The following is a 10,299-nucleotide window of genomic DNA, read 5'->3' on the forward strand; positions in this document are numbered from 1 at the left end:
CGTCGATGTCGTCGCCGCGCGTTTTGCGGATGGTGGTCACGATGCCGGCGTCCATCAGCACCTGGGCGAATGCCTTGATGCGCGGGTTCTTCGAACGCAGCAGGCCCGACTCGGGGAAGGGGTTGAACGGAATCAGGTTGAACTTGCACGACACGCCCACTTCGGGGTCGTTCACCAGCGCCACCAGCTGGCGCGCATGCTCGTCGCTGTCGTTGACGCCGTCCAGCATGCAGTATTCAAAAGTGATGAAGTCGCGCGGCGCAAACTCGAGGTAGCGCTTGCAGGCGGCCATCAGCTCGCGCAGCGGGTATTTTTTATTCAGCGGCACCAGGCCATCGCGCAGCGGATCGTTCGACGCGTGCAGCGACACGGCCAGCGCTACAGGAACTTCCTGCGACAGCTTGTCCATCATCGGCACCACGCCGGAGGTCGACAGGGTCACGCGGCGGCGCGACAGGCCGTAGGCGTTATCGTCCAGCATCAGCTTGAGCGCGGTGGTGGTCGGCTCGAAGTTCAGCAGCGGCTCGCCCATGCCCATCATGACCACGTTGGTGATCTGGCGTTCGCCCTTCGGGCCAGGCTCGATGCCCTTGGTGCGGCGCAGTTCGAATTCGGCCATCCACAACTGGCCAATGATTTCGCCGACTGTCAGGTTGCGGCTGAAGCCCTGCTTGCCGGTCGAGCAGAAGCGGCAGTTGACGGCGCAGCCGGCCTGGGTGGAAATGCACAGCGTGCCACGGTTTTCCTCGGGAATGAACACCGTTTCGACGGCGTTGCCGTTGCCGACGTCGACCAGCCACTTGCGGGTGCCGTCAGTGGAGGTGTTGTCGCTGATGATGCTGGGCGCGCGGATTTCGGCGCGCGTCTTGAGCTTGTCGCGCAGCGATTTGGCCAGGTCGGTCATGCTGTCGAAATCGCTGGCGCCATATTGATGGATCCAGCGCTGCAGCTGCTTGGCGCGGAACGGCTTCTCACCCAAGTCGGCGCAATAAGCGACGAGTTGCGCGGGATCGAAGTCCAGCAGGTTGGTGAGTGTCGTCATGTTCATTATTCCAAAAGGCCGTTCCCGCGCGCACGCGGGGCGGCGACAGCGGGAACGGCAGGGCCAAGCCCCTTGTTACTAACTAATTACTTCAGTTCCGGGAAGAAGTAAGCGATTTCTACTTTTGCAGCTTCGACAGCGTCCGAACCGTGAACGGCGTTAGCGTCGATCGAATCGGCGAAATCGGCGCGGATGGTGCCTGGTTCAGCTTTCTTCGGATCGGTCGCGCCCATCAGGTCACGGTGCGCCAGCACGGCGTTTTCGCCTTCCAGGGTCTGGATCATGACAGGACCGGAAACCATGAAGTCGACCAGGTCTTTGAAGAAGCCGCGCTCTTTATGGGCGGCATAGAAACCTTCAGCCTGTTCGCGCGACAGCTGGGTCATGCGGGCAGCAACGATCTTCAGGCCAGCGTTTTCGAAGCGGCTGTAGATTTGGCCGATGACGTTTTTAGCCACTGCGTCTGGTTTGATGATCGAGAGGGTGCGCTCAATTGCCATGTAAAACTCCAATAAAAAGAAAGGTTTAATGTTGCGTCATAAGACTTGAATCAACCTTCGATTTTACCATACATCCCCCATCGCCCAAGGATATTGCGGGACCGGACCCTGCAGTGATAGAGTGGCGCCAGCAAACCCGGGTCATACCTGGGCGATTGTCCGCCCTTTTGGCCAGCCATGCTATGCTGTTCACAGATTTTTACCTTATCCACGAATCGGAGGCCGAATGACCCCAATCATGCAAAACAGTTACGACCTGGCAAGCAACACTCAGGCCGTACGCAACCGCGTCCTGCGCAATACCTACTGGCTGCTGGCGCTGTCGATGATACCGACCGTTCTCGGCGCATTCGTCGGCGTGTCCTTCCAGCTGCCTATGCCGAGCGGTTTCATGGGGTTTGCGCTGTTCCTGGCAATCGCCTTCGGTTTCTTCTGGGGCATTGAAAAGAACAAGAACACCGGCGTCGGCGTCGCGCTGCTGCTGGGCTTCACCTTCTTCATGGGCCTGATGATGACCCCGCTGCTGACCCGCACCCTGGGCTACTCCAATGGCGCCAGCCTGATCATGACCGCGTTCGGCGGCACGGCGACGATTCTTGCTGTCATGGCAAGCATCGCCACCACCAGCAAGCGTGATTTCTCGGCAATGGGCAAGTGGCTGACCGCGGGTGTCGTGGTGGTGCTGCTGGCGATGGTAGCCAACATCTTCCTGCAGATGCCGGCGCTGGCGATCGCGCTGTCGGTGATGGTAATCGGCATCTTCTCCGCCTTCATCCTGTACGACGTGCAACGCATCGTCAACGGCGGCGAAACCAACTACGTCACCGCCACGCTGTCGATCTACCTCAACATCTACAATATTTTCACCTCCCTGCTCAGCCTGCTGGGCCTGGGTGGCAGCAACGACTAAGCACTAGCTGCATAGCAAAAAGCCGACCTGATGGTCGGCTTTTTTTTGCTTCATAACAACCCACTTTAAAACCAGCGTCAAGTCTTAATGCCGCTAAGTTAAGCCGCTTAAGTTCGGGGACAGACCGGGTCACGCTAATCACCATCCAGGTCGAGATCGAGGTCTGTCCCCGATCTCAGGTCAGGCTGCTGTTGGGCCGATTAGATCGAAGACCGCCATCGATTCGACGTGGGAAGTGTGCGGGAACATGTTGACCACGCCTGCCTTGCTCAGCTTGTAGCCGGCTTCGTGAACCAGCACGCCGGCGTCGCGCGCCAGGGTCGATGGGCTGCACGACACGTAGACGATGCGCCTTGGCAGCATCTCAGAATGGCTGGCGCGCAGGCCGGCCAGCGCCGCCGACAGGGCCGCGGCGCCGTCGCGCGGCGGATCGATCAGCATGCGGTCGAACTTGCCGAGCGCGACCAGGTCCTCGGTCGTCACGTCGAACAGGTTGCGAGTCGAGAACGATGTTTTTTCGGACAGGCCGTTGGCGCGGGCGTTGGCCAGCGCGCGCTGGGTCAGCGCGGTACTGCCTTCGATGCCGACTACTTCCTTCGCCTGGGTCGCCAACGGCAGGGTGAAGTTGCCCAGGCCGCAGAACAGGTCGGCGACGCGGTCTTCCGGCTGCACTTCCAGCAACAGCAGCGCCTTGTGCACCAGCACGCGGTTGATGTGGTGGTTGACCTGGGTGAAGTCGACCGGCTTGAACGGCATCTTCACGTTGAACTCGGGCAGCGTGTAGTACAGCTCCTTGTCCAGCGGATAGAACGGCGCCGCCGTGTCCGGACCGGCCGGCTGCAGCCACCACTGGATCTTCCACTGGTCGGCGAATTCCTTCAGCAGCGCTTCGTCGGCCGCCGTCAGCGGCGCCATGTTACGCAGCACCATGGCGGTCACTTCCTCGCCCACCGCCACTTCGATCTGCGGCATCTTGTTGTAGATGGACAGCGCGCCGACCAGGCCGCGCAGCGGCACCAGCATGTCGGAGATGTGGCGCGGCAGGATCTCGCAGGAGGTCATGTCCACGACGAAAGCGGAGTGCTTTTCGTGGAAGCCGACCAGCACCGTCTCCTTCTTCGGCACATGGCGCACCGACAGCCGCGAACGGTAGCGGTAGCCCCAGGTCGGGCCGTACATCGGGCGCATGATGTTTTCCGCCTTGACCTTGCTGATGTGCCAGAGGTTGTCTTCCAGTACACGCTGCTTCATGGCGACCTGGGCGGACGGCTCCAGGTGCTGCATCGAGCAGCCGCCGCAGGCGTGGAAATGCTTGCACTTGGGCTCGACGCGCATCGACGAGGCCTTGTGCAGCACCGTCATGCGGCCGGCTTCCCAGTTTTTCTTCTTCTTGAACGTTTCAAAACTGACACGCTCGCCCGGCAGGGCGCCTTCGACGAAGATCACCTTGCCCGGCGTGCCGTCCTCATTCTCCAGGTGGCCGACGCCGCGCGCGTCCATGTCGAGGGATTTGATGCCGATGATCTTGTCTTGCATAGCGATGGAAGCAAAAAAACGCCGGGCCGGCACGTTTCTCGCGTACCAGCCGGGGTGGGTTTCGTGTGGAAAAGGGGTGTCGCTCAGAACTTCATTTCGGGGCGCATCATAACAAGGAATCGCGGACGACGCCACGGGCGGCCATGGCCCGTTTGAGCTTGATGAGGGCTTCCTGCTGGATCTGGCGCACCCGCTCGCGGGTCACGCCCATCTCTTCGGCCAGGGTTTCCAGGGTGGCCGGGTCGTCATTGTCGAGCCCGAACCGGCGCATGATGACGATACGCTGCTTGTCGGGCAGCCGGGTCAGCCAGTCGCGCACCAGCACCGTCATTTCGTGGTGTTCGGCACGCGAATCGGGGGCATCCTCGGAGTCGCCCGGCAGCATGTCCATCAGGCTCGATTGCGGGTCGTTGTCGAGCGGCGCGTCGAGCGAGGTGGCGTGTTCGGACAGCGCCAGGATGTCCTGCACTTCCTCCACCGGGCGCCCGACCAGGCTGGCGATGTCCTCGGCGCTGGCATCCTTGCCGTCGTGGTGCTGGGCTTCGAGGTGGTATTTGGCGCGCAGGATCTGGTTTAGCTCGCGCACCATGTGCACCGGCAGCCGCACCGTGCGCGCCTGGTTCATGATGGCGCGTTCGATGCTCTGGCGGATCCACCAGGTGGCGTAGGTGGAAAAGCGGAAGCCGCGCTCGGGCTCGAACTTGTCGATGGCCCGCATCAGGCCGATGTTGCCTTCCTCGATCATGTCGAGCAGCACCACGCCGCGGTTGATGTAGTGCTTGGCGATCGACACCACCAGGCGCAGGTTATGTTCGATCATCATCTGGCGCGCGGCGAAGTCGCCGGATTTGGCCAGCGTGGCGATCTGGACTTCCTGCGGCGCCGTCAGCAGCGGCCGGGTGCCAATCTGGTTCAGGTAGTGCTGGGTGGTGTCGGTGGACAGTTCCGCCGCCAGCACCTTTTTCAGTTCGTCGACGGGCTCCAGCACCACGGCCGGTTCGGCCGCACCGCGGGCGCCGCCATCCTCGCCCTCCACATCCCCGTCCGCCTCGACCGCGCCGTCGTCCATCGCCTCGTCGGTGAAATCGTCCGGGGCGGCGTCATCTTCTATACGGTGCGGCGAGTGTGACATGTACAACTCTCCGGTGGGGGAGGTTTAGCGGATCGGCAAAAACTTCGATGGATCGACCGGCTTGCCCTGCTGGCGGATCTCGAAGTGCAGCTTGACCGTGTCGGCGTCGGAATCGCCCATTTCGGCGATGACCTGGCCTTTGTTCACGTTCTGCCCTTCCTTGACCACAATGTTGCGGTTGTGGGCATAGGCGGACAACAAGCTGTTGCTGTGCTTGACGATGACGAGATTACCATATCCGCGGATACCGCTACCCGCGTACATTACCTTTCCCGCGCCCGCCGCCATAACATGCTGGCCGGCACGGCCGGCGATGTCGATGCCCTTGTTCTTGCCTTCATCAAAAGTGGCGATGATGCGCCCGTCGGACGGCCACATCCACGACAGCTTGTCGTCGTCGGTAGCGGTAACGGTCGCGCCCGGCACGATGGCCGGGGTGGTGCTGGTGCTGGCGACGATTGGCGCGGGCGCCGGCACCGTTTCGGGACGCTCGGCCGGTTTCGGGTCGACCTTGCCGTTGGTATCGCCCTTCTGGGCGTCGGCGATCGCGGTTTCCGTGTACGGACGCTTGTCGGCGCGCGGCGTGGTCTTGCGCGGCACCGGCGCCGGGCGCGTTTCCGGGGCTGGAACCGGGGTGGTCTGGGTCGCCAGCTGGGCTGGCGGCGCGACGCGCAACACCTGGCCGACCTTGATGTCGTTCGGGTCGGACAGGTTGTTCCAACCGACCAGGTCGCGGTAGTTCTGGCCGAAATCGAGGGCGATACCCAACAGGGTGTCGCCCTTCTGGACGGTGTAGGTGGTGCGGTCTTCCTTCTGTACCGGCGCCGGGCGGCGGCAGGCGCAGCGGGGCGGGCCTGGGTTACCGGCGTGCGGTCGATGACCGGCGCCTGGCGGGTGGTCGTGCTGCAGGCAGTCAGCAGCCCGAACATGATGGACAGCAGGGCATATTGGCTTTTTTGATTCATTCTCATATTTATTTGTTCGACAAACTCGGGCGCCTCAGACGGTGCCTGGACGCAATGGAACAAAGTGGCACGCTTCCAGCGTGTCGCTGGTCCATTCCGCCTTGCCGGTACGGGTGATCAGCTGCAGGTGCTGGACCTGCGCTCCTACCGGGGCGACCAGGCGCCCGCCGATGGACAGTTGTTCCAGCAGTGCCTGCGGCACTTGCAGGCCGGCCGCCGCCAGGATGATTCCGTCGAACGGGGCAGCCTGCGGCAGGCCAAGCATACCATCTCCGTAATGCAAGCGCAGATTCGCGATGCGCAGGGGGCGCAGGTTGGTCTTGGCCAGCTCGTGCAGCGGCTTGATGCGCTCGATCGAATACACGTTGCGGGCAACGCAAGACAGCACCGCCGCCTGGTAGCCGCAGCCGGTGCCGATCTCTAGCACGTTGTTCAATTGGCCACCGTTGCGCATCACTTCGATCATGCGCGCCACGATGTACGGCTGGGAAATGGTCTGATTGTGGCCGATCGGGAGCGAGGCGTCAATATACGCCTGGGCCGAGAGCGCGGGTTCGATGAAGCCGTGGCGCGGCACCGTGTTCAGCGCCTGCAGCACCAGCTGGTCCTGCACGCCCTGGCGCGCCACCCGCACCACCATCGCGTTGCGGATCGCGTCCGACACCATCATGTCGGGGCGCGGCACGGCCACCGGTGCCGGCTGGACGCGCTGTGGACCGAAGGCCGGCACCACCGGCGCGGCGGCGCGGGCAGGCGTGGAGGCGCCCTGCGTGGCGACGCCTCCCTGCGTGGCGACGCCCGGCACAAACGCCCCCTGCACTGCCGTGTGCGCCGCATTGCGGGTAGCCGTCTGCGGGGTGGCCACCCGAGTCGGGACCACCGTGCTTCCCGGCTTGGCGGCGCCCGACATGGCGGCGGCGCCGGTCACGGAGGACAGCGGCAATGGGAAATTGCTGCGCTTGTCTGTCATGCGAATCCTCGTGCCAGCAGGTCGAGCTGGAGCTTGTGGGTCAGGTCCACCTGCAGGGGCGTGACCGACACCTGTCCCTGGGCGGTGGCATAAAAATCGGTGCCTTGGCCCGCGTCGCGGGTGGCGCCCGGGGGGCCGATCCAGAAGATTTCACGCCCGCGCGGGTCTTGCGCTCGGATCACGGGTTCGGCCTGGTGGCGGCGTCCGAGGCGGGTCGCGACCATCGGGCCCATCTGCTCATACGGCAGGTTCGGGATGTTGACGTTGACCAGGTAGGGCGACGCCAGCTCGTCGAAGCGGCGCAGCACGATGTCGCGCGCCACCAGCGCGGCCGAGTCGATGTGCTCCCAGCCATGCTGCACCTGGGAGAAGGCGATGGCTGGAATACCGAACAGGAAGCCCTCGGTGGCGGCAGCGACCGTGCCCGAATAGAGGGTGTCGTCGCCCATGTTCTGGCCGTTGTTGATGCCGGACACGATCAGGTCGGGCCGGTAATCGAGCATGCCGGTCAGCGCGATGTGGACGCAATCGGTCGGGGTGCCGTTGACGAAATAGAAACCGTTGCCGGCCTGCGTGACCGACAGCGGACGGTCGAGCGACAGGGAATTGGACGCGCCCGAACGGTTGCTGTCGGGCGCCACCACGACGATGTCGGCAATCGGGGCAAGCGCCTCGGCCAGCGCATTGATGCCTGGGGCGAGGTAGCCGTCGTCATTACTGATAAGAATTCGCATCCAACGATTTTACCTGAAGCAACGGTCGTATCGCTCCCCCAACTACAACATTTCCCCCACCGCCCAACAGTCAGCCGGCGGTCACCGCCCTGCCCCCGGACGCCTGGTTCAGGTGGCCTTCCAGCAGGGTCACCTCGTCCTGGAAGAATGCCAGCAAGGCGTCCTTGTCGCCGTCGCGGGCGTAGACCTTGCGGATCATCGCCACCCCGCGCTTCCGGAGCGGATGCGCCACGCTGGGACGCAGCACCGACTTGCGCAGGCTGTCCGCCAGCTCGCGCGCCTCGCCGTCGCTGCGGCTGTCGATCAGCTGCTGCAATTGGGCCAGCTTGTCGTCCAGCGTATCGGCATGGGGGAGCGCGGCGCCGTCCACGTCCGCGCCGGCCTTTGCTACGTGGCGGTCGTCATGCGACGCATGGGGGCCGGACGCCTTCGCGCGCAGCAGTGCCGCCCCGTGCGGGGCAAGCTGCCGGTCTGCCGGCCGCGCCGCCGCTTCCTCCAGCAGACGCGCGCCCAGGCTGTGCCCCTGCTCGCGCAGGGTGTTGGCCAGCATCCGCTTACTGTGCAGCGTCTGCGGGCTGTCGGCGCCGTACAGCCGCTCCTGCAGCGCCACCACGCGCTGCTGCAGCGTGCACGCTCCGTCCAGGTCACCATCCATGCCCAGCGTGGTGGCCAGGCGCAACTGGATGCTCAGGGTTTCGGGATGTTCGGAACCGAGGCTGCGCTCGCGCGTTCTGGCCAGTTCTTCCTGCAGCGAGCGCACCGCCGCGATGTCGCCCAGCCCGGCCAGGATCTCGGCCAGGGTTTCGCGCGCCGACACGGTGGCCGGATGGTCCGGCCCGCCATGGCGCAGGCGGGCCGCCGCCACGCCCTGCTGCAGCTTGCGCGCGTTGGCCATGTCGCCCAGGTCGGACAGCAGCACCGTCAGCTCCTGGGCGCAGCGCAGCGTGTCTTCGTGTTCGTGGCCCAGCAGGCGCTGGCGGCCGTCCAGCACCAGCTCGTACAGCATGCGCGCCCGGCTCAGTTCGTGATGGCTGGCCAAGGTGCGGGCCTGGGCGGCGTAGCTGTCCAGGGTCAGCACATGGTCGGCGCCGAAGGTTTCGTCGCACACGGCGGCGATGCGCTTGTGCAGCGCCAGCGCGCGCTCGAACTCGCCCTGCAGCGCCAGCGTGGCGGCCAGCCCGGACTGCACGGCCAGCGTTTCGACGCAATCGCCGCCGAGCAGGCGTTCGCAGTCGCGCGCCAGCAGTTCGTACATCTCGCGCGCGGCGCGCAACTGGCCCGAGTCGCGCAGCAGCGCGGCCAGGTTGGCGCAGCTGGCGCGGGTGTCGGCATGGCCTGCGCCCAGCACGCGCTGGCGCAGCGACAGGCTTTCTTCAAAACAGCTGCGCGCCTGCACTTCCCTGCCGCTGTCGCGGCACAGCACGCCCAGCCGGTCGAGGTCGCGCGCCAGCGGCAGCAGCGACGGCGCCGACGCCTGGCCCGCAGCCTGCGCGCGTGCAGCGGCGACGGCGCCCACCAGTTCGATCTCGGTGCGCGACTGCCATGGGAAGCGGTCTTCATCCATCCAGTCCAACAGGGTGTCGAAGGTGCGCTCCAGCGAAAAGCGGTCGGCGCCCTGGCGCACATGGGGCAGCGGCGCGCCGCCGGCCGTGGTGGCGGTCTGCTGCAGCTGTACTTCGTCGAGATAGCTGTCCAGCGACACCTGGGGTAGCCCGTAAGTCTGGGCCAGCAGGCGTTCGAGCAAGGGCTGGTAGCCGGCGGTACCGCGCAGCGGGTCGCCGTGGCGCCACTGCATGCGCCGCTCGCAGTCGGCGCTGTCGACCAGCGCCGGCAAGGGGTAGACCATCAGCGGGCGCTGCGCTTCTTCGTGGCTGCAACGATAGTCGATGGCGCGTGTGACGACGCCGGCCAGCCCTTCCAGGCTGCGCTGGTTGGGCGTGAACAGGCCGACCAGCTTGCGCGGCAACAGCGCGGTGCAGATGCTGACGGCGGCCGAGCGCCCGCAGCGGGCGTCGATGAGAACGTGCCGGAACTTGCTGGCCATGAAGTCGCCGAAGGCGCGGAACAAGGCCGGGCAGGCGGAGAACAGGCCGTCCCAGTCCATGCGGTGGGCGCGCTCGCCGTAGCTGTCGTCGAAACGGCCGGCGCGCATCAGGTACAGCGGGCGGCTCTGGTCGACCCGCTCAACGTACTGCTCCCAGTCGATCGATTCCAGCACACGCATGGCCAGCGCGTCGGGATCGGTGCCGGGGTGCCGGGGGCGCCGTCGGCCAGCAGGCACAGCTGGTCGCGGCAGGCCTGGAAATATTCCAGTAGTCCGGGCCTGTTGCCGCCCTGCGCAAAAAAATGGTGCAAGCCCGGCGATTCTGTGTCCCAGTCGATCATCAGCACCGGTACCGTGGCGTTCTGGCGCCCGGCCAGCAGTACGGCCATGTTCGACAGCGCAACACTGCGCGCCGTTCCGCTCTCGAATGAATAAAACGTGGTCACCTCGCCGGGAGCGGATATCG

Annotated in this window: 9 protein-coding genes and 1 pseudogene; 1 reads left to right on the top strand and 9 read right to left on the bottom strand. The window is 64.9% G+C overall.

Going from position 1 to position 10,299, the window contains the following annotated elements; translation table 11 throughout:
- Together rlmN and ndk are read right to left on the bottom strand one after the other, a co-directional pair.
- Positions 1–1,042, bottom strand: a 1,042-nt coding sequence (gene rlmN, locus D3872_RS03475) for a dual-specificity RNA methyltransferase RlmN (RefSeq protein ID WP_119809499.1), incomplete at its 3' end; no start/stop codon positions are given.
- Positions 1,043–1,128: 86 nt separating this feature from the next.
- Complete coding sequence (gene ndk, locus D3872_RS03480) at positions 1,129–1,542, bottom strand: nucleoside-diphosphate kinase (RefSeq protein ID WP_119809492.1); 414 nt, start codon at positions 1,540–1,542, stop codon at positions 1,129–1,131.
- 238 nt (positions 1,543–1,780) lie between these two features.
- On the opposite strand from ndk, the gene D3872_RS03485 reads away from it, so the two are divergent.
- Entirely contained in the window at positions 1,781–2,452 is a 672-nt protein-coding gene (locus D3872_RS03485) for a Bax inhibitor-1 family protein (RefSeq protein WP_229459139.1), read from the top strand.
- A gap of 180 nt (positions 2,453–2,632) precedes the next feature.
- Here the strand turns inward: D3872_RS03485 and rlmD are convergent, their stop codons facing one another.
- The 7 genes and pseudogenes from rlmD to D3872_RS25935 form a co-directional block, all read right to left on the bottom strand.
- Positions 2,633–3,988 (bottom strand): 23S rRNA (uracil(1939)-C(5))-methyltransferase RlmD, encoded by a 1,356-nt coding sequence (gene rlmD / locus D3872_RS03490; protein ID WP_119809494.1) that lies wholly within the window; start codon positions 3,986–3,988, stop codon positions 2,633–2,635.
- Between the two features lie 106 nt (positions 3,989–4,094).
- Positions 4,095–5,120, bottom strand: a complete 1,026-nt coding sequence (rpoS, locus tag D3872_RS03495) for an RNA polymerase sigma factor RpoS (protein WP_119809495.1) — start codon at positions 5,118–5,120, stop codon at positions 4,095–4,097.
- Between the two features lie 24 nt (positions 5,121–5,144).
- Complete coding sequence (locus tag D3872_RS03500; protein ID WP_229459140.1) at positions 5,145–5,888, bottom strand: peptidoglycan DD-metalloendopeptidase family protein; 744 nt, start codon at positions 5,886–5,888, stop codon at positions 5,145–5,147.
- A 231-nt stretch (positions 5,889–6,119) separates the two neighbouring features.
- Positions 6,120–7,055, bottom strand: a complete 936-nt coding sequence (locus D3872_RS03505; RefSeq protein WP_119809496.1) for a protein-L-isoaspartate(D-aspartate) O-methyltransferase — start codon at positions 7,053–7,055, stop codon at positions 6,120–6,122.
- On the bottom strand, positions 7,052–7,789 hold the full coding sequence (surE, locus tag D3872_RS03510) for a 5'/3'-nucleotidase SurE (RefSeq protein ID WP_119809497.1): 738 nt from the start codon (positions 7,787–7,789) through the stop codon (positions 7,052–7,054). Before surE ends, D3872_RS03505 begins: the two co-directional genes overlap by 4 nt.
- A 70-nt stretch (positions 7,790–7,859) precedes the next feature.
- Positions 7,860–10,013 carry a tetratricopeptide repeat protein gene (locus D3872_RS26930; RefSeq protein ID WP_119809498.1) on the bottom strand — a complete coding sequence of 718 codons (2,154 nt, stop codon included), beginning with the start codon at positions 10,011–10,013 and terminating at the stop codon, positions 7,860–7,862.
- Positions 9,941–10,299: pseudogene (locus tag D3872_RS25935) on the bottom strand (hypothetical protein); the annotation flags it as partial. The pseudogene D3872_RS25935 and the gene D3872_RS26930, both read right to left, overlap by 73 nt.

The organism is Massilia cavernae, assembly GCF_003590855.1.
GTDB lineage: Bacteria > Pseudomonadota > Gammaproteobacteria > Burkholderiales > Burkholderiaceae_D > Telluria_A > Telluria_A cavernae.

Bases quoted from the DNA above. Each gene is read 5' to 3' on its own strand.
- ndk (WP_119809492.1), bottom strand. From the start codon at position 1,542: ATGGCAATTGAGCGCACCCTCTCGATCATCAAACCAGACGCAGTGGCT.
- D3872_RS03485 (WP_229459139.1), top strand. From the start codon at position 1,781: ATGCAAAACAGTTACGACCTGGCAAGCAACACTCAGGCCGTACGCAAC.
- rlmD (WP_119809494.1), bottom strand. From the start codon at position 3,988: ATGCAAGACAAGATCATCGGCATCAAATCCCTCGACATGGACGCGCGC.
- rpoS (WP_119809495.1), bottom strand. From the start codon at position 5,120: ATGTCACACTCGCCGCACCGTATAGAAGATGACGCCGCCCCGGACGAT.
- D3872_RS03505 (WP_119809496.1), bottom strand. From the start codon at position 7,055: ATGACAGACAAGCGCAGCAATTTCCCATTGCCGCTGTCCTCCGTGACC.
- surE (WP_119809497.1), bottom strand. From the start codon at position 7,789: ATGCGAATTCTTATCAGTAATGACGACGGCTACCTCGCCCCAGGCATC.
- D3872_RS26930 (WP_119809498.1), bottom strand. From the start codon at position 10,013: ATGCGTGTGCTGGAATCGATCGACTGGGAGCAGTACGTTGAGCGGGTC.